Annotated in this window: 26 protein-coding genes and 1 tRNA gene; 14 read left to right on the top strand and 13 right to left on the bottom strand. The window is 65.7% G+C overall.

All coding sequences use genetic code 11. The annotated features are described in order from the left end of the window. Window positions 1-15 precede the first annotated feature (15 nt). The 5 genes from lysA to F595_RS0101315 all read left to right on the top strand — a co-directional run bounded on the left by lysA (window position 16) and on the right by F595_RS0101315 (window position 4743). A complete protein-coding gene (gene lysA, locus F595_RS0101295; RefSeq protein WP_022955061.1) occupies window positions 16-1266 on the top strand; it encodes a diaminopimelate decarboxylase in 1251 nt (416 codons plus the stop codon). Between the two features lie 238 nt (window positions 1267-1504). Then, complete coding sequence (dapF, locus tag F595_RS0101300; RefSeq protein ID WP_022955062.1) at window positions 1505-2359, top strand: diaminopimelate epimerase; 855 nt, start codon at window positions 1505-1507, stop codon at window positions 2357-2359. A 40-nt stretch (window positions 2360-2399) separates the two neighbouring features. Beyond that, window positions 2400-3110 carry a DUF484 family protein gene (locus F595_RS0101305; RefSeq protein WP_022955063.1) on the top strand — a complete coding sequence of 237 codons (711 nt, stop codon included), beginning with the start codon at window positions 2400-2402 and terminating at the stop codon, window positions 3108-3110. Continuing rightward, window positions 3104-4030, top strand: a complete 927-nt coding sequence (xerC, locus tag F595_RS0101310; protein ID WP_022955064.1) for a tyrosine recombinase XerC — start codon at window positions 3104-3106, stop codon at window positions 4028-4030. The genes F595_RS0101305 and xerC overlap by 7 nt, the downstream gene beginning before the upstream one ends. Then, window positions 4027-4743: an HAD family hydrolase gene (locus F595_RS0101315; protein WP_022955065.1), complete on the top strand. Its 717-nt coding sequence runs from the start codon at window positions 4027-4029 to the stop codon at window positions 4741-4743. The genes xerC and F595_RS0101315 overlap by 4 nt, the downstream gene beginning before the upstream one ends. 49 nt (window positions 4744-4792) lie before the next feature. Here F595_RS0101315 and F595_RS0101320 read toward each other — a convergent pair whose 3' ends face one another. The 5 genes from F595_RS0101320 to F595_RS12200 form a co-directional block, all read right to left on the bottom strand. Then, window positions 4793-5698 carry a cation diffusion facilitator family transporter gene (locus tag F595_RS0101320; protein ID WP_022955066.1) on the bottom strand — a complete coding sequence of 302 codons (906 nt, stop codon included), beginning with the start codon at window positions 5696-5698 and terminating at the stop codon, window positions 4793-4795. Then, the gene (locus tag F595_RS0101325; protein WP_022955067.1) at window positions 5698-5952 is read right to left on the bottom strand and encodes a hypothetical protein; all 255 of its coding nucleotides are present in this window, start codon (window positions 5950-5952) and stop codon (window positions 5698-5700) included. The genes F595_RS0101320 and F595_RS0101325 overlap by 1 nt, the downstream gene beginning before the upstream one ends. A 114-nt stretch (window positions 5953-6066) precedes the next feature. Beyond that, a complete protein-coding gene (locus tag F595_RS0101330) occupies window positions 6067-7449 on the bottom strand; it encodes an ammonium transporter (protein WP_407635941.1) in 1383 nt (460 codons plus the stop codon). A gap of 31 nt (window positions 7450-7480) precedes the next feature. Continuing rightward, window positions 7481-7819: a P-II family nitrogen regulator gene (gene glnK / locus F595_RS0101335; RefSeq protein ID WP_022955069.1), complete on the bottom strand. Its 339-nt coding sequence runs from the start codon at window positions 7817-7819 to the stop codon at window positions 7481-7483. Between the two features lie 52 nt (window positions 7820-7871). After that, window positions 7872-8633, bottom strand: a complete 762-nt coding sequence (locus tag F595_RS12200) for a TorF family putative porin (protein WP_022955070.1) — start codon at window positions 8631-8633, stop codon at window positions 7872-7874. A gap of 318 nt (window positions 8634-8951) precedes the next feature. Here F595_RS12200 and F595_RS0101345 point away from each other — a divergent pair, with 318 nt between their 5' ends. The 3 genes from F595_RS0101345 to rep all read left to right on the top strand — a co-directional run bounded on the left by F595_RS0101345 (window position 8952) and on the right by rep (window position 12876). Next, window positions 8952-9218 (top strand): accessory factor UbiK family protein, encoded by a 267-nt coding sequence (locus F595_RS0101345; RefSeq protein ID WP_022955071.1) that lies wholly within the window; start codon window positions 8952-8954, stop codon window positions 9216-9218. Between the two features lie 64 nt (window positions 9219-9282). Then, window positions 9283-10779, top strand: coding sequence for a YifB family Mg chelatase-like AAA ATPase (locus F595_RS0101350; protein ID WP_022955072.1), 1497 nt, complete (start codon window positions 9283-9285; stop codon window positions 10777-10779). Between the two features lie 87 nt (window positions 10780-10866). Continuing rightward, window positions 10867-12876, top strand: coding sequence for a DNA helicase Rep (gene rep / locus F595_RS0101355; RefSeq protein WP_022955073.1), 2010 nt, complete (start codon window positions 10867-10869; stop codon window positions 12874-12876). 101 nt (window positions 12877-12977) lie between these two features. On the opposite strand, the gene F595_RS0101360 is transcribed toward rep, so the two are convergent. Continuing rightward, on the bottom strand, window positions 12978-13430 hold the full coding sequence (locus F595_RS0101360) for a c-type cytochrome (RefSeq protein WP_022955074.1): 453 nt from the start codon (window positions 13428-13430) through the stop codon (window positions 12978-12980). 217 nt (window positions 13431-13647) lie between these two features. Here F595_RS0101360 and F595_RS0101365 point away from each other — a divergent pair. Continuing rightward, window positions 13648-13724: transfer RNA gene (locus tag F595_RS0101365), tRNA-Arg, on the top strand. 33 nt (window positions 13725-13757) lie between these two features. After that, the gene (locus F595_RS0101370) at window positions 13758-14660 is read left to right on the top strand and encodes an AEC family transporter (protein WP_022955075.1); all 903 of its coding nucleotides are present in this window, start codon (window positions 13758-13760) and stop codon (window positions 14658-14660) included. Window positions 14661-14691: 31 nt separating this feature from the next. On the opposite strand, the gene F595_RS12205 is transcribed toward F595_RS0101370, so the two are convergent. The 3 genes from F595_RS12205 to F595_RS0101385 form a co-directional block, all read right to left on the bottom strand. Then, entirely contained in the window at window positions 14692-15129 is a 438-nt protein-coding gene (locus F595_RS12205; protein WP_022955076.1) for a beta-lactamase hydrolase domain-containing protein, read from the bottom strand. 98 nt (window positions 15130-15227) lie between these two features. Further along, window positions 15228-15650 carry a DUF6691 family protein gene (locus F595_RS0101380; protein ID WP_022955077.1) on the bottom strand — a complete coding sequence of 141 codons (423 nt, stop codon included), beginning with the start codon at window positions 15648-15650 and terminating at the stop codon, window positions 15228-15230. A 1-nt stretch (window position 15651) separates the two neighbouring features. After that, window positions 15652-16080 carry a YeeE/YedE family protein gene (locus tag F595_RS0101385; RefSeq protein WP_022955078.1) on the bottom strand — a complete coding sequence of 143 codons (429 nt, stop codon included), beginning with the start codon at window positions 16078-16080 and terminating at the stop codon, window positions 15652-15654. Between the two features lie 85 nt (window positions 16081-16165). Between F595_RS0101385 and F595_RS0101390 the strand changes: the two genes are divergently transcribed. After that, the gene (locus F595_RS0101390) at window positions 16166-16435 is read left to right on the top strand and encodes a metal-sensitive transcriptional regulator (RefSeq protein ID WP_040567935.1); all 270 of its coding nucleotides are present in this window, start codon (window positions 16166-16168) and stop codon (window positions 16433-16435) included. On the opposite strand, the gene rpiA is transcribed toward F595_RS0101390, so the two are convergent. Beyond that, window positions 16432-17097 (bottom strand): ribose-5-phosphate isomerase RpiA, encoded by a 666-nt coding sequence (rpiA, locus tag F595_RS0101395; RefSeq protein WP_026913100.1) that lies wholly within the window; start codon window positions 17095-17097, stop codon window positions 16432-16434. The two genes, F595_RS0101390 and rpiA, sit on opposite strands and share 4 nt — an antisense overlap. A gap of 83 nt (window positions 17098-17180) precedes the next feature. On the opposite strand from rpiA, the gene ilvA reads away from it, so the two are divergent. From ilvA to F595_RS0101410, 3 genes are all read left to right on the top strand, one after another. Next, the gene (gene ilvA, locus F595_RS0101400) at window positions 17181-18692 is read left to right on the top strand and encodes a threonine ammonia-lyase, biosynthetic (protein WP_022955081.1); all 1512 of its coding nucleotides are present in this window, start codon (window positions 17181-17183) and stop codon (window positions 18690-18692) included. Window positions 18693-18701: 9 nt separating this feature from the next. Then, entirely contained in the window at window positions 18702-19703 is a 1002-nt protein-coding gene (locus tag F595_RS0101405) for a hypothetical protein (RefSeq protein WP_022955082.1), read from the top strand. Window positions 19704-19770: 67 nt separating this feature from the next. Further along, on the top strand, window positions 19771-21261 hold the full coding sequence (locus F595_RS0101410) for a flavin-containing monooxygenase (protein WP_022955083.1): 1491 nt from the start codon (window positions 19771-19773) through the stop codon (window positions 21259-21261). A 70-nt stretch (window positions 21262-21331) separates the two neighbouring features. Here the strand turns inward: F595_RS0101410 and F595_RS14070 are convergent, their stop codons facing one another. The 3 genes from F595_RS14070 to F595_RS0101425 form a co-directional block, all read right to left on the bottom strand. Continuing rightward, window positions 21332-22534 (bottom strand): response regulator, encoded by a 1203-nt coding sequence (locus F595_RS14070; protein WP_022955084.1) that lies wholly within the window; start codon window positions 22532-22534, stop codon window positions 21332-21334. After that, the gene (locus F595_RS14075) at window positions 22531-23823 is read right to left on the bottom strand and encodes a sensor histidine kinase (RefSeq protein ID WP_022955085.1); all 1293 of its coding nucleotides are present in this window, start codon (window positions 23821-23823) and stop codon (window positions 22531-22533) included. Before F595_RS14075 ends, F595_RS14070 begins: the two co-directional genes overlap by 4 nt. Window positions 23824-23888: 65 nt before the next feature. Then, window positions 23889-25085, bottom strand: coding sequence for a class I SAM-dependent rRNA methyltransferase (locus tag F595_RS0101425; protein ID WP_022955086.1), 1197 nt, complete (start codon window positions 25083-25085; stop codon window positions 23889-23891). Window positions 25086-25115: the final 30 nt, after the last annotated feature.

A 25115-nucleotide genomic window follows, 5' to 3' on the forward strand; every position in this document is an offset into this window, starting at 1 on the left:
CACCCAGGATTTCCGATGAGCCACCTGCAAAACCGCGACGGCAGCCTGCACGTCGAACAGCTGCCGCTGACCGCGCTCGCCGAGCGCTTTGGCACGCCACTCTATGTCTATTCGCGTGCCACGCTGGAGGCCAACTACCTGGCCTTCGATCAGGCCTTCGCCGACATCCCGCATCAGGTCTGCTTCGCGGTCAAGGCCAACTCCAACATCGCCGTGCTGAACGTGCTGGCACGACTCGGCGCCGGCTTCGACATCGTCTCCGGTGGCGAGCTGGAGCGCGTGCTGGCCGCCGGTGGCGACCCGGCCAGAGTGGTGTTCTCGGGACTGGGCAAGACCGAAACCGAGATGGAGCGTGCGCTGACGCTGGGCATCGCCTGCTTCAACGTCGAGTCCGAGGCCGAGCTTGACCGCCTCAATGCCGTTGCCGCCCGCCTCGGCGTGAAGGCACCGATCAGCCTGCGCGTGAACCCGGACGTGGATGCCGGGACACACCCGTACATCTCGACCGGGCTCAAGGAAAACAAGTTCGGTGTCGCCATCGAGCGCGCGCCCGAGGTGTATCGTCATGCCGTGGCGCTGGGCAACCTGCTCCCGGTCGGCATCGACTGCCACATCGGCTCGCAGCTGACCACCACGGCACCGTTCTCGGATGCCCTGGACCGCGTGCTGGCCATGATCGACATGCTGGCCGCCGATGGCATCACGCTGGAGCACATCGACATCGGTGGCGGCCTCGGCGTGCGCTACCGAGATGAAACACCGCCGACGCCGGCTGAATACGCCGCCGTGCTCCTGCCGCGCCTGAAGGCGCGCGGCCTCAAGGTCTACATGGAACCGGGCCGCGCCATCGCTGCCACCGCTGGCGTGCTGCTGAGCCGCGTCGAGTTTCTCAAGCCCACCGAACACAAGGATTTCGCCATCGTCGATGCCGCCATGAACGACCTCATCCGGCCGTCGCTGTATGGCGCCTGGATGGATATCGTGCCGGTGACCCCGCATGGCGAGGACACGCCGCAGCGCTGCTACGACATCGTCGGCGCGGTGTGCGAGACCGGCGACTTCCTCGGCAAGCAGCGTGACCTGCGCCTGCAGCCGGGCGACCTGCTCGCCGTCACCGGCGCCGGCGCCTACGGCTTCGTGATGAGCTCGAACTACAACACCCGTGGTCGTGCCGCCGAGATCCTGGTCGATGGAGACCAGGCCTGGGAAGTCCGTCGCCGCGAGACCGTGGCGGACCTGCTGGCCCTGGAGTCCCTGCTGCCCTGATCCACGGGACATCGGACCGGCGGGGCTGGCGGGGTGCTATCGGGACACGCCGTGAATACGTCCCTGTAGGCTCGCATGCGCCATCCATAGCGCATGACGGTCCCGATAGCACCCCGCCAGCCCCGCAGGTCTGTCTGTGCCTTGAATCAGCACCCGCCTGCACCCAGAATAGCCGTCAGAACCGGGCCGATCCGTCGCCATGACATCACGGCCCCCATACGCTTTTCAGGAGTCGGTCATGCGTCTGGAATTCACCAAGATGCACGGTCTCGGCAATGACTTTCTGGTACTGGATCTGGTCTCGCAGAAAGCGCGCCTGGATACCGCCACGATTCAGCGCCTGGCGGATCGCAATTTCGGCGTCGGTTTCGATCAGCTGCTGATCGTCGAGCCGCCGCAACATCCCGATGTAGACTTCCGTTACCGCATCTTCAATGCCGATGGCTCGGAAGTGTCGCAGTGCGGCAATGGCGCGCGCTGCTTTGCCCGATTCGTCCGTGACCGTCGTCTGACCCGCAAGGATCATCTGCGCGTCGAGACCGCCAGCGGCGTCATCGAGCTGCATGTGCAGGGCAATGGCTGGGTTCGCGTCGACATGGGCAAGCCGCGGCTGCTGCCTGCCGAGGTGCCGTTCCAGGCCGACCAGCAGGCGCTGACCTACCCGCTTCAGGTCGGCGACGAGGTTGTCGAGATTGCTGCCGTCAGCATGGGCAACCCGCATGCCGTGCTGCTCGTCGACAACGTCGACACCGCACCGGTGGAGCGACTGGGTCCGCTCATCGAGCGCCATGCGCGCTTTCCGCAGCGTGTCAACGTCGGCTTTCTGCAGGTGCTGAATCGCAAGGAGCTGCGCCTGCGCGTGTTCGAGCGCGGCACTGGAGAAACCCTGGCCTGCGGCACCGGCGCCTGTGCCGCCGCCGTGTCAGCCATGCGCCAGGGACTGTGCGAGCGCGAAGTCACCGTGCACCTGCGTGGCGGCCCGCTGACCATCTCCTGGCCGGACGACCAGGCCTCGGTGCTCATGACAGGGCCGACAGCACGCGTTTATGATGGGGTTTTCCGGTTGGCCGATCTGGGTGACAACCAGTCCTGACCGCTGAACTACTGCCGACCACTGCGGAGCCGATGCCGAGATGACCGATCCTGAGCGCAGCCGATGCGAGGCACACGAGGAAGAAGAGCGTCGGGTGGCACAGTGGCTGCGTCAGCATCCGGACTTCTTCGAGCGGCATCCGGCGCTGCTGTCGCAGCTGGAAATCCGTCATGACAGCGGCACCGTGTCGCTGATCGAGCGCCAGGTCAGCCAGCTGCGCCGCCGCAGTGACGAGCTTGAAGAGCGCCTGGGCGAGATGATGACCGTCGCCAGCGACAACGAACGCCTGCAGCGCCGGCTGCATGAGGTTGGCATCAACCTGCTGGCCTGTGCCAGCCCCGCCCAGCTCGGCATTCGTCTCTTCAACGAGCTGCGCGAGCCCTTCCAGTGCCAGGAGCTCGCGCTGCTGCGCTTCCGCCCGGAGGCTGATCTGCCCTGGCGGGCCGTGACCCAGAGCGACTTCGAACAGCGTCTGCCCGGTCTGTTGCGCAATCACCGGGCGCTTGCCGGCAAATGGCGCCGTGACGAGTTGCGCTTCCTGTTTGGCGAGAGCGGCCTGCAAATGAGTTCGGCGGCGGTGATTCCCCTGCTCGCCGGCGATCAGCCGCTGGGCGTGATGGCGCTCGGCAGCACCGAGCCCAGCCACTTCCGCAGCAGCATGGATACCCAGTTCATCAGCCAGCTCGGCGATCTGGTGGCAGGCCTGCTGGCCCGCATCGAACGCGAGCCGGCTGCCGCCATCCCATGCTGACCCGGCAGCGCATAGCCGACTACCTGGAGGCACTGGCCAGCCAGCGCCTGCTGTCCCCACACACGGTTAACGCCTACCGGCGTGACCTTGCCATGTTTGCCGACTTTCTCGACGCCGAGGCCGTGACACGCTGGGGCGATTTCACGCGCGCACAGCTGGAAGCCTGGATTGCCGGGCGTCGCGAGCAGGGACTGTCGCTGCGCAGTCTGCAGCGCGAACTGTCGGCGGTGCGCGGCTTCTACGACTGGCTGGCTCGCCACGACGAGGGCGGCCTGCATCCGGCACGGAGCTATCGACTGCGCCGGCTGCGTCAGGATCTGCCCCAGGTGCTGACCGTGGACAGCATGCAGCTGCTGCTCGATGCTCCGGCACCGGCGGAAGCCGCTGAAGCACGACTATGGACGCGCGATCGCGCCATCCTCGAACTGTTCTATTCCTCGGGGTTGCGCCTGGCCGAACTGGCCGGGCTGCGCCTGGCCGATCTTGATCTGGGCGCCGCACTGGTCACGGTCCTGGGCAAGGGCCGCAAGACCCGTGTGCTGCCGGTGGGGCGCCAGGCAGTCACTGCCTTGCAGGCATGGCTGCAGGCTCGTCCGGACTGGCTGCGCGGCGGCGATCACGGCTGGCTGTTCCTCAGCCAGCGCGGCAGTCGCCTGAGCGAGCGCAGCATCCAGGCGCGACTGCAGCACCATGCCCTGCGGCTCGGGTTGCCGCAACACGTCTATCCCCACCTGCTGCGCCACTCCTTCGCCTCCCACATGCTCGAATCCAGTCACGATCTGCGCGCCGTGCAGGAGCTGCTGGGACACAGCGACATTCGCGCCACCCAGGTCTATACCCATCTCGATTTCCAGCACCTGGCATCGGTCTATGACGCCGCGCACCCTCGCGCACGCCAGCGTCGCGAGGAGAACGAATGACCGGCATCCACCTGATCACGCTGGATCTGGACGACACCCTCTGGGAGGTGGCACCGGTCATCGTGCGCGCCGAGCAAACCCTGCAGGACTGGCTGAACCAGGAGCATCCCGCCTGGCTGCAGCATGTCGGACACGATGGCCTGGCCAGTCTGCGGCGCGAGATCGCGGCGCAACATCCGCAGCACCGTCATGACCTGAGCCGGATGCGCCTGCTGCTGCTGGAGGAACTGCTGCGCCGCAGCGCCCATCCCGAGCACGATGTGCCGCGTGCCGCGCAGGCGGCCTTCGAGGTATTCCTGACAGCACGCAACCAGGTCACCCTGTTCGACGGGGTCGAGCAGGTACTCGCCGAGCTCAGTCGGAATTATCGTGTGCATGCCTTGAGCAACGGCAATGCCGATGTGCACCGGGTGGGCCTGGGTCGCTACTTTCACGAGCACTTCTCGGCCGCCCGGGCCGGACAGGCCAAGCCGCATCCGCGCATGTTCGAGATGGCTCTGGAAGCCGCCGGCGTGGCCCCCGAACAGGCTGTTCATGTGGGCGACCATCCCGAGCAGGATGTGCTGGCCGCCCGTGCCGTGGGCATGCGCACGGTCTGGGTCAACGCGACTGGCAGCCCGTGGACCGGCGAGGCGACACCCGATGCCGTGATACGCAGTGTACGCGAGTTGCCGGTCGTGCTGCGCAGGCTGCAGGACCACACGCCACCCTGACCATGCCGGCGCTCATGCCCGGGCCGCCGGACAGAGGCACCTTCCGGCCTCAGCGATGTGCGTCCCGCGCCTCCAGCGGCGCGACATGCAGATGGATGTCGCAGTTCGACAACACGCGATGAATGGCCTGCTCAAGCTGATCACACAGCGCATGCGCCTGCACCACCGTGTACTCGCCCGGCACCATCAGGTTGGCATCGACAAAGCGGCGGCGTCCGGACTTGCGCGTACGCACGCCGGTCAGCTCGACATCGTCCGGCGCCAGCCCCTCCAGGGCATCCCACATGGCCTGCAACTCGTGCTCGGGCAGCGCACTGTCCATGAGTCCGTGAATGGACGGCATGACCAGACCAAGCCCCACCTTGATCAGGTAAGCCGCCATGACCAGGGCGATGACGGGATCCAGCCAGGCCTGGTCAGGTACCAGCCAGATCACGCCCAGGCCAGCCAGCATGGCCACCGAGGTCCAGACATCCGACAACAGGTGTTCGGCGTCAGCACGCAGGGTCAGGCTGTCCTCCTCACGTGCCACCTTGAACAGCTGCATGGCCGTGGCGCCATTGAGCACGGCCGCAAAGAGCGAGAACAGAAGACCGATGCCCAGCTCCGGCAGGGCGGCCGGCTCGAACAGCCGTGGCAGGGCCGACCCCAGAATGGCCAGGGCCGCGACAAGAATCAGCAGGCCTTCGCCCGCCGAGGAGAAATACTCGGCCTTGTCATGCCCGAAATGGTGGTCGGCGTCGGCAGGCTGTGCCGCGAGGGTAAGCACGAAGAGGGCAAAGAGCGCGGCTGCCAGGTTGACGAAGGCCTCGAGGGCATCCGACAGCAGGGTCACCGAATCGGTCAGCCACCAGGCAGTCCACTTGATGAACAGGGTGGCGATGGCTGTCGCGACGGACAGCCAGGCCATGCGCTGCAGGCGGTTCTGGCCACGCCAGCGGGTGATGAAGCCCATCAGGCTGGGTTGGCGTCAGGGTCCGGAGGCACTTCCTTGATGCGGCCGCCGGAAGCGAGGAAGCGCTCCATTTCTTCTTCCAGCTGGCGCCGCAGGTTCTCCTTGGCAGACGGGCTCAGACTTTCCGCCTCAGCCACTTCGCTGCGCGCCTTGGCAGCAACTGCCGGATCAACCTCGACTTCGGGCTCGGCAGACTCGGCCTCGTCTTCTGCCGGCTCTTCGTTCTCGTCGTAATCGTAATCACTGTCAGCCATCAGCTTTCTCCCGCCTTGCACGGTGCATCAGTTTCTCAGCGTATGTTAGCCCACTCGCGAACAGAAAAAAGGGGCTCCGAAGAGCCCCTCTGATCATTAGCCGATCAATGACACTCAGCTGTTGTAGGCACGCTCGTTGTGCTCGGCCAGGTCGAGACCCATGCGCTCGGACTCTTCGCTGACACGGATGCCCATAACCAGATCCAGACCCTTGAGCAGGATGAAGGTCACCAGACCGGACCAGACCACGGCCACGGCCACGCCCCAGAGCTGGCTGGTGACCTGGGCGACCATGTCGTAGGGCAGCACGCCGGCCGGCTCCACCGAGTAGTCGACCACACCTGCGCCGCCCAGAGCCGGGTCGACGAAGACACCGACCAGGATGGCACCGACGATGCCGCCGATACCGTGCACGCCGAAAGCGTCCAGCGAGTCATCGTAACCCAGCTTGGTCTTGAGCCAGGTGACCGCGAAGAAGCAGAGCACGCCAGCAGCCAGACCGATCACGAAGGCACCGTTGAGACCGACGAAGCCGCAGGCCGGGGTGATGCCGACGAGACCGGCGATGGCACCCGACACGACACCGAGCAGCGACGGCTTGCCCTTCACGATCCATTCGCTGACCAGCCAGGCGAGGGCACCGACGGCAGTGGCGAACAGGGTGTTGGCGAAAGCCAGCACGGCGTAGTCATTGGCTTCGAGGTTGGAGCCGGCGTTGAAGCCGAACCAGCCCACCCACAGCATGGCGGCGCCGATCAGGGTCATGGTCAGGCTGTGCGGTGCCATGGCAACCTTGCCGTAACCGGTGCGCTTGCCGATCACGATGGCCGCCACCAGACCGGCGATGCCGGCGTTGATGTGGACCACGGTGCCGCCGGCGAAGTCGAGAGCGCCCTTGCCGAACAGGAAGCCGGTCGGCGCGTCATAGGCGCTGGGACCACCCCAGTACCAGACCATGTGCGCCATGGGCAGGTAGGCGAAGGTGAACCAAAGCACGGTGAAGACCAGCACGGCACTGAACTTCATGCGCTCGGCAAAGCCGCCGACGATCAGGGCACAGGTGATGGCCGCGAAGGTGAGCTGGAACATGGCGAACTGCAGCTCGGGAATGACCACGCCCTTGCTGAACGTTTCCACGTAGGCACCGACGCTGACACCACTCAGGAACAGCTTGTCAAAGCCGCCGATGAACGGATCCAGTGCGGCACTCGGGTTGCTGGTGAAGGCCAGCGAGTAACCGTAGGTCACCCAGAGCACCGCGACCAGACAGAACACGGTGAACACCTGCATGAGCACGGACAGCATGTTCTTGGCGCGGACCATGCCGCCGTAGAACAGGGCGAGACCGGGGATGGACATGAAGACCACGAGGATGGTGGCGAGCAGCATCCAGGTGGTGTCGCCCTTGTCGGGCACGGGGGCGTCGCCCGCCAGCAACGGCGAGGACAACGCCAGCAACGCGCTGGCAGACAGCGCAGTCAGCAGTTTTTTCACGATTCAGCTCCTGAAAGACAATCGGGCAGTCGGATCAGATGGCGTCGACACCGGACTCGCCGGTGCGGATGCGGATGGCCTGTTCAAGCGCGGTCACGAAGATCTTGCCGTCACCAATCTTGCCGGTGTTGGCAGCGCGCGAGATGGCTTCGATGACCTGATCCAGCTGTTCGTCGCTGGTGGCGATCTCGACCTTGACCTTGGGCAGGAAGTCGACGACGTATTCCGCACCGCGATACAGCTCGGTGTGGCCCTTCTGGCGACCGAAGCCCTTGACTTCGGTCACGGTGATGCCCTGCACGCCGATTTCGGAGAGGGCCTCGCGGACATCATCGAGCTTGAACGGCTTGATGACGGCAGATACCAGTTTCATGGGGTTTCTCCTTGGATGATCCCGCCACCCTCAGGTGGCGGGATTCAGGGGCTTAGAAGGACTTGGAGACCGTGGCGACGAAGGAACCCTTGGCAGTGTTCTCGTAATCGCCGGTGCCATCGAAGTCATCGCGGTCAAAGTCGGTGCCGACGTAGGCGACTTCGAGGTTCAGACCGGCCACCGGCTTGGTGACGGCAACCTTGTAGTCGATGTAGGAGTCTTCACCGGCCACCGTGGCACCCGGGGCGATGGCCGTGCCGAGCGCAGCAGCATCCTCGAACTTGGCCATGCCGACCTGGGCCATCAGGCCGAAGCCCTTCACCTCGGTGCTGTAGCTGCCGTAGACGTAGGTGAACTTGCCGGACTCGAGGTAGTAGTCATCCGAGTAGGCCACGCCGAGCTTGGCACCCTTGTAGCCCACCGAACCGTAGACTTCGTTGAAGTCCGGACTTGCACCGATGTTGCGGTCATTGGCACCCGGGTAGTTGTAGCGCATGACGCCCACGTCGTAGGTCACGTCACCCACCGAGCCGGCATAGCCGAGCAGGGTGTCCAGCTCGAGGCCGCCCACCAGGTCGAGGTCGACGCTCGAGCCCCAGGCGGTGAAGTAGACACCGCTCTCGTGGTTCAGCGTCAGCGAGCCTTGCACGGCGGCGTTGGTCTTGGTTTGCGAGATACCGCGGAACTTGTAGTCGCTGGTGACGGCCACGCTGCCGCTGGACTTCAGACCGAAGTCATCGCCTTCGGCGTAGGCCGCACCGGCGGTCAGCAGGGAAGCAGCAAGCACAGCGGTGGTCAGTTTGGACAGCTTCATGGTCACAACTCCTAGTGAGGGTCTGGTATCGCAAGTCGGCTTGCGAAATACACCAGTGCATTTGCAGAAGCTGTGCCAACTTTTGATAACCCGGCAAATGCAGGGTTTTCATGGCGCCAATCCGCAATCCCCGCCTCAAAAACGCACACCGACGCACGAAAATACCTCGGAGGCACCAAAAAAGTGCATTAACCGCCTGGCATTCCGACCCCCTGGACGGGGGATATGCACTTGCACGGTGCGCCTGCTTTCCGTGCGGTCACGCCGCAGAACGGTCCGTTATGCTCTAGAATGCCGGCCAGACTGGAGAGCACGACTATGGCCATTGAGCATGTGGTAAATCGCCTGGGGCAGCAGTTCGGCGAGCGCCTGCCGGCGCCTCTGCGCGGCATGCGCGAAGAACTGGAAGGCACCGTCAAGAGCCTGCTGCGCGACGCTCTGTCACGCATGGATCTGCTGACCCGGGACGAGTTCGACATCCAGCAGACCCTGCTGGCACGCACACGCGCCCGCGTCGATGACCTCGAGCAGCAGCTGCGGCAACTGGAGCAGCAACTGACCGCACTGGAGCAGCCTCCGCGCTGAGTCACGCTGGCGGCATCGCCCAATCGGGTCTACCTCTTGGGTACCGGATTGCGAGTCTGCCGCCATGTCTCTTGCCTGCGTCCTCAGCCGCGCCTGTCTGGGCCTGGCATCTCCCGTGGTTCGCGTCGAAGTCCACCTGTCCTGCGGATTGCCCGGCCTCACCCTGGTGGGGCTGCCGGAAACCGGCGTGCGTGAAAGCAAGGATCGCGTCCGCTCAGCCCTGCTCAACAGCGGCTTCTCGTTCCCGCAGCAACGCATCACCATCAATCTGGCACCCGCTGATCTGCCCAAGGAAGGCGGCCGTTTTGATCTGCCCATCGCGCTGGGCATTCTCGCCGCCAGTGGTCAGCTGCCGGAGCAGGCACTGGCCGGGCATGTCTGCCTGGGCGAGCTGGCCTTGTCCGGTGCCGTGCAAGGCGTGACCGGGACACTGTCAGCCAGCCTGGCCTGTCGTGACCAGGCACAGACCCTGATCGCGCCAGCGGAAAACCGTGACGAAGCGCTGCTGCCATCCGGTGCGCGCGTGGTCAGTGCAGAGACACTGGCGGGCCTGGTCGCACAGTTGCGCACTGGCAAGGTAGCGCTGGCCTCTCCCGGCGTCGCCAGGCCCGCTGAAGAAGTCGCGCCCGCGCAGGCGCACCCGGATCTGGCACAGGTCAGGGGCCAGCTGCTGGCGCGTCGCGCACTGGAGGTCGCGGCCGCCGGAGGACACTCGCTGCTGCTGTCCGGACCGCCAGGGGCTGGCAAGACCCTGCTGGCCAGCTGTCTGCCCGGCCTGTTGCCGGCACTGCTGCCGGAGCAGCAGCTGGAGGTCGCTGCCATTCACTCGCTGTCGGGACAGGTGCGGCCTCTGCACACGCTTCCGCCCTGGCGCGCGCCACATCACCGCAGCAGTGCCGCCGCACTCATTGGTGGCGGCAGCGGCCTGCCGCGCCCGGGCGAAATCAGTCTGGCGCACCATGGCGTGCTGTTTCTGGATGAACTGCCGGAGTTCCACCGCGACGTGCTCGAGTGTCTGCGCGAGCCCCTGGAGTGCGGCGTCATCCGGCTTGCCCGCGCACGTCACCGGGTCAGCTATCCGGCTCGCTTCCAGCTCGTGGCCGCGATGAACCCCTGCCCCTGCGGCCTGGCAGGACAGGCAGGCGCGTGTCGCTGCACCCCGGAGCAGCAGGCACGCTACCGGCAGCGCCTGTCCGCCCCCCTGATGGATCGCATTGACCTGCGCATTGCCGTGCCGCCACTGCCCCTGAGCACGCTGACTGTCAGCAGCGAGGCACCCGAGCCCAGCGCACGGGTCAGGGAGCGCGTGCAACGTGCTCGCGACCTGCAGCTGGCGCGTGATGGCAGGCTCAATGCCGATCACGACGGCCAGGCGCTGCTGCACGCGCTGGACAAGGCCGGTCGTGACTGGCTGAGCCGTGCCGGCGAGCAGCACGGACTGTCGGCTCGCGCCTGTCACCGCGTGCTGCGGGTGGCGCGCACGCTGGCCGACCTCGCCGAGGCCACGTCAATCCGGCGCCAGGACCTGAGCGAGGCCATGATGTTCCGCAACGCGGGCTGAGCCGGGTGCCTGACACCGCGCAAGGCTGGCCGCGCCGCCATGCCGTGACTACACTACGTGCCCCGATGTGTCAGCGCAGAGCCCTCCGTGAACGACCTCAACCCCCGACAGCGCGAAGCGGTCATGGCGATCACTGGTCCGGTGCTGGTGCTGGCGGGTGCCGGGTCAGGCAAGACCTCGGTGATCACGCGCAAGATCGCCTACCTGATCCAGGAGTGCGGCCTGCCAGCTCACAAGATCCTTGCCGTCACCTTCACCAACAAGGCTGCGCGCGAAATGAAGGAGCGCGCCGGCAAGCTGGTGCAGGGCCCGGAGGCGCGTGGCCTGACCGTGAGCACGTTTCACACGCTGGGCCTGAACATGCTCAAGCGGCATCCCGACCAGTTCGGCCTGAAAAAGAATTTCTCGATCTTCGATGCCGAGGACTCGCGCACCCTGCTTGGCGAACTGCTGCACAAGGAAAATGCCAGCGATCGCGTCGATCTGGTCCGCAACCTGATCTCCGACTTCAAGAACAACCTGCTCACCCCGGAAGCTGCCGTGAGCCGCGCCAACACCGAGGGCGAGCTGTTCGCGGCCACGGTCTACGGCACCTACGAACGCCACCTGCGCGCCTACAACGCCGTCGATTTCGACGACCTGATCGGTCGACCGACACTGGCCCTGCAGGACAATCCGACCCTGCGCGAGCACTGGCAGAACCGTGTGCACTATCTGCTGGTCGACGAATACCAGGACACCAACACCGCCCAGTACCTGCTGGTGAAGCACCTGGTCGGCGCACGCGCCTGCTTCACCGCCGTGGGTGACGACGACCAGTCGATCTACGCCTGGCGCGGCGCCCGCCCGGAGAACATGGCCGAACTGGCCGTGGACTTTCCCCAGCTCAAGGTCATCAAGCTGGAGCAGAACTACCGCTCCACCAGCCGCATCCTGAAATGCGCCAACACGGTGATCGCCAACAACCCGCACGTGTTCGAGAAGCAGCTCTGGAGCCAGCACGGCATGGGCGACCAGATCCGCGTGCTGCAATGCCCGAACGAGGATGCCGAGGCCGAGAAGGTGGCCACCGACATCCTCAACCACAAGCTGATGAATCGCACCGAGTTCCGCGACTACGCCGTGCTCTACCGGGGCAACTTCCAGGCCCGGGTGCTGGAAACCAAGCTGCGCGAATTCCAGATCCCCTACAAGATATCGGGCGGCCAGTCCTTTTTCGGACGCGCCGAGATCAAGGACGTGATGGCCTATCTGCGTCTGGTCATCAATCCGGACGATGACAATGCCTTCCTGCGCGTGATCAACACGCCCAAGCGCGAGATCGGACCGGCGACCCTGGAGAAGCTGGGCAGCTATGCCCAGCAGCGTGGCTGCGCCATGTTCGCAGCCTGCGACGAGATGGGCCTGTCGCTGCATGTCGGCGAACGCGCCCAGCACCGCCTGCAGGAGTTTTCCAGCTGGCTGCAGGACACCGCCCGCGCCATCGTCGACGGTGACGACCCGCTGGCCGCCATCAAGCAGATGCTGTCAGACATCCAGTACATGGACTACCTGCTCGACCAGTCCGCGACTCCGCAGGCCGCCGAACGCCGCATGGAATCGGTGAACAGCTTCCTGGCCTCGATCCAGAGGCTCTGGGAAAGGATCGACGACGAGGAAGACCGGGACATCGAGGCGGTGATCCGGAAGCTGGTGCTGCTGGACCTGCTGGAGCAGCAGGCCGAAGCCGACGACAGCGACAAGGTCCAGCTCATGACGCTGCATGCCGCCAAGGGCCTGGAGTTCCCCCACGTCACCCTGATCGGGCTGGAGGAAGATCTGCTGCCGCACCGCAACAGCATCGATGCCGGGACCGTCGAGGAGGAGCGTCGCCTGATGTATGTGGGCATCACGCGCGCGCGCAAGACGCTGACCCTGACCTACGCCGCCCGTCGCAAGAGCGGTGGCGAGGTGCTGCCGACCACACCCAGCCGCTTCCTCGACGAGCTGCCGGCCGAGGAGCTGAGCTGGGAGGGCCGCGACAGCGGTCGCAGCAGCGAGCAGAAGCAGGCGCTGGGACGCGCCCACCTCAGCAGCCTGCGTGATCTGCTGAACTGAGCCGCGTGAGGCCCGTCGTGCGGTGCTCGGCCGCAAACAGAAAGGGAGCCGTCAGGCTCCCTTTCTGTTTGTTCATCCGCTGATTGCTGCGTGATGCGGTCTTATTTGATCATGACACCAATGGCAGCGATGATTTCCTCATCCGAGCAGCTCGAGCAGCCACCCTTGGGCGGCATGCTGCGAATGCCTTCGATGGCATGCTTGTTGAGGGTGGCACGACCCTGGGCGACACGCGGACCCCACTGGCCCTTGTTGCCGATGACCGGAGCGCCCATGACACCGGCACTGTGACAGCCGCTGCAAACCTGGGCCACGATCTCGTCACCGGAGCGCGGTGCGGCACCCGGTACCGGACCGGCAGCCACGGCCTGGGCGCAGGGCTCGCCTTCAAGGCAGACCTTGCCGGCCAGCGTGATGCGCTCGATCACGGCACGCTGGGAAAACAGGGAGCGCTCACCCAGCGGCTGCTCGGAAATTTCCTTGGTGGACTTGGCCATCACCGGAGCCGACATGACCAGACCCAGAACGGTCAGCAGGGTAGCGATCTTCTTCACAATGGACCTCACTCAAAGGGATGTGCCACGCCGATAGCGTCATGGCCGCAGGAATACTGGCGGATTATAGCCACATTCATCCTGAGTCAAAAGCGCAGTCTGGCGGACACAGGCCCGACAAAAGGCCATGCAAACACGTCTCCCCGGCTCATGGACGCTGCTGGCAAAGCCCAGTATCATGCGACCCGGCCTGCTGACCCTGTCAGCCAGGTCGAGAGCGCCCGTAGCTCAGCTGGATAGAGTATCGGTTTCCGAAGCCGGTGGTCGTGGGTTCGAATCCCGCCGGGCGCGCCATCTTTGCGGCATTCCACCCGTGGCATCGACTCCATGAGTGCATTCTTTCTGCTCGGCCTCTGCCTTCTGCTCGGACACCTGGCCGCACGTCATGCCAACCCGCCAGCCACGCTGGCCCAGGGCCTGAACTGGTGGGTGATCCATATCGCGCTACCGGCGCTGGTGCTGGAGCTGATTCCGCGCCTGACGCTGCAACGCGAACTCTGGTTCCTGGTCGCCTCGCAGTGGTTCGTCTTTCTTGCCAGCCTGTTCGTGTTTCACCACCTCGGCCAGCGACTGGGCTGGTCGCGCGCGCGCATCGGCGCGCTGGTGCTGATGACCGGCCTGGGCAACACGTCGTTCATGGGCTATCCGCTGCTGGAGGCCCTGCGTGGCCGCGATGGTCTGGCACTGGGCGTGGTCGCCGACCAGCTCGGCTGCTTCGTCATGCTCAGCCTGGGCGGCATGCTGGTGGCGGTGATCTATGGTGGCGCAGCCTCGCACCCACGCGAGATCGCGCGCAAGGTGCTGATGTTCCCCGCCTTCCTGGCCTTGCTGGCCGGCATCGTGGCCGGCCAGCTGGGCGGCTGGCCGGACATGGTCGAGAGCACGCTGCATCGCATCGGCCAGACCCTGTCGCCACTGGCCCTGTTTTCGGTCGGTCTGCGCCTGAAGCTGTCACTGGCCCCCAGTCATCGCGCTCCGGTGGCCATGGCACTGGCCTGGAAACTGGCGCTGATCCCTGCCATCACCTGGGGCGCCGGCCTGGCCATGGGCTTCGATGGCCTGCTGCTGACGATTGCCGTGCTGCAGACCGCCATGGCACCGATGATCTCGGCTGCCATCCTGGCCGACCAGTATCATCTCGAACCGGATCTGGCCAACTCCATTCTGGGTGCCGGTATCGTGCTCTCGCTGCTTACCGTGCCGCTCTGGAACAGCGTCCTGGGCGGCTGAGGCTGGCGGAGCGGGAATGCCGGAGGCTGGTTCAGCCCGCTGCAAGCAGCTGCCGCACCAGAGGCTCGAGCTTGGTCAGACCATAGCGACGCCCGGTTTCCAGTGCCTGCTCCGGGGCCTCGCCATGCAGCCAGTGGGCGCGCAGCGCAAACAATGCCCCGACCCGGTTGCCGCTCATGCAATGCACCAGCACCGGGGTGTCACCCACCTCGGCGAGCAGACGGTCGAGGACCTCGGCATTGCCACGGTTCAGGTCATGACCACCGACAATCGGCAGATGCGCGTAGTACAAGCCCAGATCAGCCGCCATGGCAGCCTCGTCAAAGCCGCCGTGCTCATGCTCGGGCAGCATGTCGATGACATGCGTGATGCCGTGGGCCTTCACCGCCTGCAAGGCTTCCGGAGAGACATAGCCACCCACGTAATGGCTGGGGGCAAGAAACAGCAGATTGGGAATCGGCAGGGACATGACAGGCATCCGCAGTGATTGACGGGACAGGGGCACGACTATAGCGCCTGTGCCCGCCATCGCGGCAGCCCCCGCCGCACATCAGCAGCAGCGAAAACCTACTTTCCGGACAGTCGTACCCAGACGCGATCATGCAGCTGCATGCCGGCGAGCAGCGCCGCACAGAAGAGAATGATGTCACCACTGCCGGTGGCGAGATTGACCAGCGCCGGGCCCGGGCAGAGACCCGCCAGTCCCCAGCCGATCCCGAACAGGGCAGCGCCTGCCACCAGCCTGGGATCAACCAGATTGCCTTTCGGCCAGCCGAAATGGGTCTCGAAGACCGGCCGGTTGAGGCGGCGCAACACCACGAAGCCCGGCACGGTGATGAGCAGCGCCCCCCCCATGACAAACATCAGGGTCGGATCCCAGGCCCCGAACAGGTCGAGGAAATTCTGCACGGTAACGGCATTGGTCATGCCGGACACGATCAGACCGATGCCGAACAGCAGGCCGCTGAGGAATGCGGAAAATGCCTTCATGTCAAAACCCTCCGTGACGCAGAACCGTGACGGTGGCAATACCGGCACTCATGAACACCAGGGTAGCCACCAGCGACCGCCACGACAGGCGCGCCAGGCCGCAAACGCCATGCCCCGAGGTGCAGCCATTGCCTAGGCGCGTGCCGAAACCCACCAGCAGGCCGGCCACCACCAGCATGAGCGGGGAGCTGCCGGCATTGAGCATCGGCTCGGGTGCCGCCAGCGCACCCGCCAGCAGCAGACCGGCAAGAAACGCCAGGCGCCAGGCGCGATCACTGGCCGGCGCGCCGGCCAGCAGTCCGCCGACAATGCCGCTGATGCCGGCAATGCGGCCGATCAGCCAGAGCAGGGAAAAGGCGGCCACCCCGATGAGCAGCCCCCCGGTCAGGCCAGCCACCCAGGCATCGGGTATCGATTGCAGAAACGCCATGTCGGATCACTCCTGATATATACTCCCCCCAGTATATGCCAAGACGCCAGACTTGCAATCACCACGCCCTAGACAGGAGAACGCCATGTCGTCACGCGAAGAACACCAGCGCCAGCTCATCCTGCGCCTGCGCCGCATCGAGGGCCAGATTCGCGGCATCCAGGGCATGATCGGCGAAGAGGACGAGTGCGAGCGCATTGCGCAGCAGCTGTGTGCCGCGCGGCGCGCGCTGGACAAGACGTTTCATGCCCTGGTGGCCTGCCAGCTGGAGCAGGACATGCATGGCGCGGAATCCGCGCAGGAGATCAGTGCCGCCAGTCAGCGCATGACGGCACTGCTGAGTCGCTACGGTTAGGCGGGACGGGTGACGGTCTTCACGCCAGCCGCACCGGAGAGCAGCAGCACGTCCGCCGGACGACGCGCGAACAGGCCGTTGGTGACCACGCCCACCAGATTGTTGAGCCGGGTCTCCAGCTCGACAGCACGGCTGATGTCGAGGCCGTAGGTGTCGAGAATGACATTGCCGTTGTCGGTCACGAAGCCGGTGCGATAGACCGGGCTGCCGCCCAGCTTGACCAGCTCGCGCGCGATCAGCGAGCGCGCCATGGGAATCACCTCGATGGGCAGCGGAAAGGCGCCCAGCTGCTGCACCCACTTGCTGTCGTCGGCGATGCAGATGAACTGCTCGGCCAGCGCGGCGACGATCTTCTCGCGGGTGAGCGCGCCACCGCCTCCCTTGATCATCTCCAGCGCCGGATTGATCTCGTCAGCACCATCGACATAGATGCTGATGCGATCGACCTGGTTGAGATCCACGACCTCGATGCCGATGGCCTGCAGACGCTGCCGGGTCGCCTCGCTGCTGGCGACAGCGGCCCTGACCTTGTGCCGGATGTCCTTGAGACCGTCGATGAAATGATTGGCTGTCGACCCGGTGCCCACCCCGAGAATCTCGTCCTCGCGGACATAGGCCAGCGCAGCCTGGGCAGCGGCACGTTTGAGGGCATCAGCGGACAGCGACATGACAGACTCCGGAGCGGGCAAGGGCAAGCACACAGGGCGCGTAGTATACTCGCTGGATCATCAGGGAAGCGCTCACCATGCTCGACGCGGTCGTCAAACGTATCCTCCAGGCCCGGGTCTATGACGTCGCCGTGGAAACTCCGCTGGAGCCGGCGCGCCTGCTGTCGAAACGCCTGCGCCACACGGTGCTGATGAAGCGCGAGGACCTGCAGCCGGTGCTGTCGTTCAAGTGCCGCGGCGCCTACAACGCCATCGCGCATCTGTCCGCGAGCGAGCTGGAGCGTGGCGTGATCTGCGCTTCGGCCGGCAACCATGCCCAGGGCGTGGCACTGGCCGCGCGCACGCTGGGTATCAAGGGCGTCATCGTGATGCCGCAGACCACGCCTGACATCAAGGTCAATGCCGTGCGCAATCTCGGCGGCCAGGTGGTGCTGCATGGCGACAGCTACGACGACGCCTACGCCCACGCCCGCGAACTGATGGACGAAAAGGGCTATGCCTTCATTCATCCCTTCGACGACCCGCTGGTGATTGCCGGCCAAGGCACTGTCGCGCTGGAGATCCTGCGCCAGCATCGCGGCGACATCGATGCCGTGTTCATCCCGGTCGGTGGCGGCGGCCTGCTCGCCGGCATGGCGGCCTACATCAAGTACGTGCGGCCGTCGGTGAAGGTGATTGCCGTCGAGGCCGAGGACTCGGCCTGCTTCGCGGCCGCCTTCAAGGCTGGTCGCCGGGTTGTCCTGCCCAGCGTCGGCCTGTTCGCCGACGGCGTGGCGGTGAAGCAGATCGGCAAGCACACGTTCGATATCGCGCGGCATTGCGTGGATGAGGTCATCACCTGCAGCACCGACGAGATCTGCGCAGCCATCAAGGACATCTACGACGAGAACCGCAGCATCTGCGAACCCTCGGGCGCGCTCTCGCTGGCCGGACTGAAGAAGTACGCGGAGGCCCGCGACAGCCGCGGCGAGACCCTGGTCGCCATCAATTCCGGCGCCAACATGAACTTCGACCGCCTGCGTCACATCGCCGAGCGCACCGAGCTGGGCGAGCGCCGCGAGGCCGTGTTCGCGGTCACCATTCCGGAGCAGCCGGGCGCCTTCAAGGCCTTCTGCCAGGCCATCGGCAAGCGCAACGTCACCGAGTTCAACTATCGCTACAGCGACAGCCAGGCCGCGCACGTCTTTGTCGGCATCGCGCTGGGTGGCGGGGCCAGCGAGCGCCAGTCGGTGCAGGACGGACTGCTGCGCAAGGGCTATGCGGTCGTCGACCTGTCCGATGACGAGATGGCCAAGCTGCATGGTCGGCATCTGGTCGGCGGCCATGCCGGGCTGGCCGACGAGCGCCTGTTCCGCTTCGAGTTCCCGGAACGGCCGGGGGCACTGATGGCCTTCCTGACCCAGCTCGGCACGCAGTGGAACATCTCGCTGTTCCACTACCGCAATCACGGCGCCGCCTACGGCCGCGTGCTGGTCGGTCTGCAGCTGGGTGAGCGCACGCTGCCCGAGCTGCGCGCCTCGCTGGATGCCGTCGGCTATCCCTACATCGATGAAAGCCGGAATCCGGCCTATCACCTGTTTCTGCGCTGAGAGGTCAGGATGCGCCACGAGTTACCCAGCCCGCACCCGACCGTCCTGAAGCGTGCCGAAAGCCTGCCGCTGTCATTCTGGCAGCACCTGGGCGATCCGCTGGCCGACCTGCTCTGCACCATCTATCCCGTGGCGGCAGCGGACACGCTGCAGGCGCTGATCTGCTACGAAGCCAGCCAAGGGCAGCCGCTGTGCCAGCAGTTTCTGGCGCAAGGCGAGCTGCAGCCGACACATTGGCAGGATGCCCGCTACCAGCCCGCCCTGCAGGCCTGGCTGCAGTTCGCGCAGCAGCAGTCGTTGCAGGTGCGCTGGGCCTGGCAGCTGGGTGTCGGCCTGCGCTGCCTGAGCCAGACGCGCTGGCAGGCCGTGTGGAGCGTGCAGGGCATCACCGAGTTCCTGCGCGGGCTCGACGAGCTGCTGCTGGCGCCGACGCTGCCCGCCACCGGCGAGCTGCAGCGCCTGCGCCTGCAGTGGGCCCTGTGGCGACTGCAGGCAGAAGAATCGAATGGCTTCTCCCCCATCAACGGCGTGGCTTGCGCGCAGACCGACATTGCCGGCCTGCTGCATGACATCGCCGAAATCCTGCCCGCCAGCTGCGCCGCGCTGGGAGTCCCTCTGTCCGGCCTGCAGCATCAGGGCCTGCGCCACTGGTGCGCCGGCCTGATGCAGAAACTGGGGCTGGAGGCGCATCTGGTGGCGAACACGCCGGACGAGGCCCTGGCGCTGCACGCCGTGCTGTCAGGTCCGGCAGACGCCGCTGCGGGCACCGCCGTGACGGCCTGGCTGGATGCCATCGCAGCGCGTGATCCGCTGCCTGCTGCGCGTCGACGCCTGCATGCCCTGTGTCGCAGCGTGCTGCCTGACGAGGCCGCCGACGCGCTGGGCATCGACAATGATCGCCTGGCCAGCCTCTGGCAACGCGCCGGCAGCTGGGTCAGGAAACGCAGCAGCAGCCTGGGCAGCGGTGCATCCGGCTGGCAGCAGCTCCAGCATCATCTGCTGGCACGCTGAGAAACTTGCCATTGCCTAATGTCACATTGTTCATTAGGCTTTTCGCGTTCTTTCACGAGACCTGATCATGGCCAAGAAAAAAGCAGCGGCAACCGACCTTCCCGAGCCCGCGACCCATCACGACGTCGTCATCGTCGGCACCGGTTTCTCCGGACTCGGCATGGGCATCTTCCTGAAGAAGGCCGGTCGTCATGACTTCCTGATCCTGGAAAAGGCCGGCGACATCGGCGGCACCTGGCGTGACAACGACTATCCGGGCGCTGCCTGTGACGTGCCCTCGCACATGTACTCGTTCTCGTTCGAGCAGAATCCGGACTGGTCGCGCATGTATTCCGGCCAGGCCGAAATTCTCGCCTACATGAAGGGCTGCGCCGACAAGTACGATCTGATGCCGCACGTACGCTGCAATCAGGAGCTGCTGGAGGCGCGCTGGGATGACGCCGAACAGCGCTGGCACCTGCGCACCGGCAGCGGTCACCGCTATACCGCACGCGTGCTGGTGTCCGGCATTGGCGGCCTGAGCCGCCCGGCCCTGCCCAAGGTCAACGGCCTCGACCAGTTCGAGGGTACCGTGTTCCACTCGGCACGCTGGAATCATGACTACGACCTGCGCGGCAAGCGCGTGGCCGTGATCGGTACCGGCGCCAGCGCCATCCAGTTCGTGCCCGAGATCGCTCCCAAGGTCGACAAGCTGGTGCTGTTCCAGCGCACTGCACCGTGGCTGGTGCCGAAGCCGGATGGCCAGCTGCCGGAGGCTCTGAAGACCGCCTTCCGCAAGATCCCGGGCGTGCAGACGCTGTTCCGCAACAGCATCTACTGGCAGGCCGAGGCCTTCGGTGTCGGCTTCATCAACCCCAAGCTGATGGCGCCGATCGAGAAGCTCAGCCGCTTCCATCTCGAGCGCCAGATCACCGATCCGGCGCTGCGCGCCAAGCTGACGCCGAACTACACCATCGGCTGCAAGCGCGTGCTGTTCACCAACAACTACTACCCGGCACTGGCGCGTGACAATGTCGAGGTGGTGGCTGCCGGCGTCAAGGAAGTGCGTGCGCACAGCGTCATCGCCTCGGATGGCAGCGAGCATGACGTCGACGCCATCATCTGCGGCACCGGCTTCGATGTCGCCGACCCGCTGGGCCCGCTCAACATCATCGACGGCAGCGGCACCCCCGTGCCGCATGACGGCAGCATGCAGGCCTATCTGGGCATCACCCTGAAGCACCTGCCCAACCTATTCATGCTGCTGGGTCCGAACACGGCCCTGGGTCACAACTCGATCATTTTCATGATCGAGTCGCAGATCAACTACGTCATGCAGTGCCTGGACGAGATGGATCGCCGCCAGGCCGCCAGCATGCTGGTCAAGGACTCGGCCGTCGAAAGCTACAACGCGCGCATCCAGGCCTCGCTGAAGAAGATGGTGTGGAGCGCCGGCGGCTGCAAGAGCTGGTACATCAACGACAAGGGCGAGAACTTCACGATCTGGCCCGGCTTCACCTGGAAATACTGGCTGAAGACCCGCAAGCCGGACTTCCGCAAGATGCAGTTCAAGAACTGACACGCAACCGCTGCATGACGAAGGGGCCTGACTGGCCCCTTCGTCGTTTCAGGACGCGCGCGGACCGGTTTCAGGCACCCTGGCCGTCCTTGCTCCCGATCAGCAGTGCTGACGGCGCCAGCCCGGAAAACCCGGCAGGAATCAGCACCGCCAGCCGTGCATTAGCGAGCTCCGGACAGGCCGCCAGCAGTCGTTCCACAAAGCTGTCATTGACCTGGTAGCCGGCCGGCGCCAGCAACTGGCCGCCACGGGTGTGCACCGGCTGCATCAGCACCATGCCGGGACGCAGCAGTTCCACCGCCAGCTGCACCTGGCGCGACAGATCCGCCTGCGGCCCCAGCACCTGGCGCAAGGCGGCCAGCAGCTCCGCTGTCGCCTCGGGCATGGCAGCCAGCTGCTCAAGCGCCGTCAGCACCGGAAGCCCGGCAGCCTCCAGACGCACGTAGCGCCGTACCATGCGGATCAGCCCCGCCTGCTCGATCAGGATTTCCGGCGGCTCCCGCACCTGATGCCCGGCCAGCGCCGGCTCGATCAGACCGAGCAGCTGACGCACCGGATCGATGCGCGGCACCGGGAGCAGCAGCTGCCAGGTACGCGCCTGCGCCCGTGCCACCTCGAGCTGCTCCTGCAGACTCAGCGTCAGGCCGAGCAGCACCTTCTCCTGCAGCGACGGCGCCAGACTGACCAGGCCAAGATTGGCCAGCATGGTCGCCATTTCCGCCGCCCATCCCGCTTCGTGGCGACACTCGGCGCTGACGCGCTGCACCAGATCGACCATGCGCTGTGCCTGGCCGAAACTGGCCGGACTGGCCATGGCGAGTGCATCGACCAGCGCCTGCATGCAGCCCTTGATGGTCTGTTCCAGCAGCTCGCGCTCAGCATGAATGAGCCGATGCTGCTCGATGCCGTCACGCACCGCCTGCTGCAGCTCCTCGCGCGGACATGGCTTGGTCAGGAAGCGGAAGATGCGCCCCTGGTTCACCGCACGCATCGCGGCCTCGATGTCGCTGTAACCGGTGAGCAGGATGCGCGCCGCCGTCGGACAGCGCTGCCGGCACTGCAGCAGCACCGCATCACCGGTCATGCCGGGCATGCGCATGTCGCAGACCACCACCGCCAGCCGGTCCAGCAATGGCAGCTGCGCCAGTGCCGCTTCGCCGCCACGCGCGACATGCACCTCGCCGAGCTGACGCAGGGACAGCTGCAGGCCGGCAAGCACGTCCGCGTCGTCGTCCACGCAGAGGATCTGCCATGCCGGGCCTGACGGACTCATGCCGCCGTCTCCGCTACCGGCAACTCGATCACGAAGCGGCTGCCACCCTCGGCACGCGGCTCGCACCAGAGCGCGCCGCCATGCTGCTCGACAATCAGGGCCCGGCTGATGGCGAGTCCCTGCCCGGTACCCTGACCGACGGGCTTGGTGGTGAAGAAGGGATCGAAGATGCGATGTCGGATGCTGTCATCAATGCCGCAGCCATCGTCACTGACACTCAGCTGCACGCACCGGCCATCCTTGATGCCGCGCAGGGACAGCGTCACGCAACCATGCCCGGGCTGTTGCCGCTGACGCTCGGCAATGGCATGCGCGGCGTTGGTGAGCAGGTTGATCAGCACCTGTACCAGCAGATCGCGGCGACAGCTCACCAGCGGCACCGGCTCCAGCGCCAGCACCACCTCGGCGACCTGGCGCAGATCATGCGCGGTCATGGTCAGCGCCTGACGCAGCAGCAGACTCAGGTCCTCGGGCACCGCGACCTCGCTGGGATGGGCAAAGCTGCGCAGGCTGTTGACGATGTCACGCACCCGGCGCACGCCATCATGGCTGCGCTGCAGGGCCAGCGGCAGGTGCTGCTGCATGAAGTCGGCATCGAGCCGGCTCAAGGCCTGCGACAGAGCGCCATCAGGTCGTGCCTCCTGACGCGCCAGCGCCAGCACGGTGAGCAGCTCGGTGCAGCTGTCATCGATGAAGCCGAGGTTGTCGGAGAGAAACTGCAGCGGCGTGTTGATCTCGTGCGCCATGCCGGCCGCCAGACTGCCCATGGCCTCCAGCTTCTGCGCCTGGCGCAGCTGCAGCTCCATCTGCCGACGCTCGCGCAGGTCAATGCCGACCAGCACATACTGGCTCTGGCCATCACTGTTCTGTTCCTGCGCCATCGACAGCAGCACCGGGACCCACTCACCGTCATACTGGCGGAAGCGCGTTTCCACGTTGATGGCGCCATCCGGATGGGCGGCAACGCGCAGCAACAGCTCAGGGGCATCCGGCAGCAGCTCGACCAGCGGCCTGCCCGGCAAGGCTCGGCACTGGATGCCGAGCAGACGCCCGGCCTGTTCGTTGGCGTGGCGCACCTGCTGGCGAGCATCGACCACCAGCCACAACCCCGGCAAGGGACTGCGCAGACCGCTGATGCGGGCATAGGCCTGATCCAGCGCCTGCGTCTGCTGCGCATCCTGCCCCGGCTCGACCGCCAGCGCATGCTCGAACAGCGCCACCTGCTGCTGCAGGAGCGCCTGGGCATGCTCGTCCTCGGAAAGGACATGCGCAGGTGACAGGTCAGCCATCACGGCACCCGGGAAGCGAGGGATCTATGCCCTTATCGACCCGGATGCCGGTTTCTTGAGCAGCCTCAGACCGGCAGCACGCGTGCGAACACCGACTTCAGGTATTCGGTCTCGGGAATGGCCGGGTGAATCGGGTGGTCGGCACCCTGATGACCGTGGTGGACGATCTGTGCCGTGCGATCAATGTGGCGGGCACTGGCGCGCAGGACATCGACCAGCTCCTCGCGGGCCAGGTGCATGGAGCAGGAGCCGGACACCAGCAGCCCGTCACGGGACAGCAGTCGCATGGCCAGCTCGTTGGCACGACGGTAAGCCTGCAGACCGGCCTTGTGATCCTTGCGGCGGGTGATGAACGCCGGCGGATCCATGATCACGACATCAAAGCGCTCACCTTCCTGCTTGAGCGCCTGCAGGGCCTCGAAAGCGTCTCCCTGCAGGGTGTGCAGGCGATCCTCGACGCCATTCAGGGCGGCATTGCGCATGACCTGGTCAAGCGCCTTCTCGGAGGCATCCACGCAGTGCACTTCGGCTGCGCCGAAGGCGGCAGCCTGAACGCCCCAGCCGCCAATGTAGGAGAACACGTCGAGCACGCGCTTGCCGGTCACCAGCCCCTTGAGGCGGGCGCGCGCCTCGCGGTGGTCAAAGAACCAGCCGGTCTTCTGGCCGTCGAACACCGGCGCCTCGAAGGCGACGCCGTTCTCGCGCAGCGCGACACGACGCGGCACCTCGCCGAAAACCACCTCGACATACGAGTCCAGACCCTCGACCTGGCGCATCTTGCCATCGTTCTTGAGCAGGACGCCCTGCGGCTTCAGCACCTTGACCAGGGCATCGACCAGCTCGCCCTTGACGCGCTCCATGCCGGCCGTGGAGATCTGCACCACGAGGTGATCACCGAAGCGGTCCACCACCAGCCCGGGCAGCCCGTCGCTGTCACCGTAGACAAGCCGGTAGAACGGCTCCGGATACCAGGTCTCGCGCAGGCTGAGCGCGATCTGCAGACGGTGCACCAGCAGCGACACGGTGAGCGGGTGTGCCACGTCGCGATTGACCAGACGGGCACAGATCAGGGTATTCGGGTTGACGATGACAATGCCCAGCGGCTTGCCCTTGCTGTCCTCCAGCACGGCCTGGTCACCGGGAGCGAAGGCCTTGAGCGGCGTCACCGCCGTGTCGACCTCGTTGGAATACACCCAGGCATGGCCTTCGCGCAGGCGGCGCTCTTCATTGGCCTTCAGGCGCAGGCGGGGCAGATCGGTCATCGCAGGTCTCCAGAAAAAAGCCCCCGCAAA

This window comes from Perlucidibaca piscinae DSM 21586, assembly GCF_000420045.1.
In the GTDB taxonomy this organism is placed as follows: domain Bacteria; phylum Pseudomonadota; class Gammaproteobacteria; order Pseudomonadales; family Moraxellaceae; genus Perlucidibaca; species Perlucidibaca piscinae.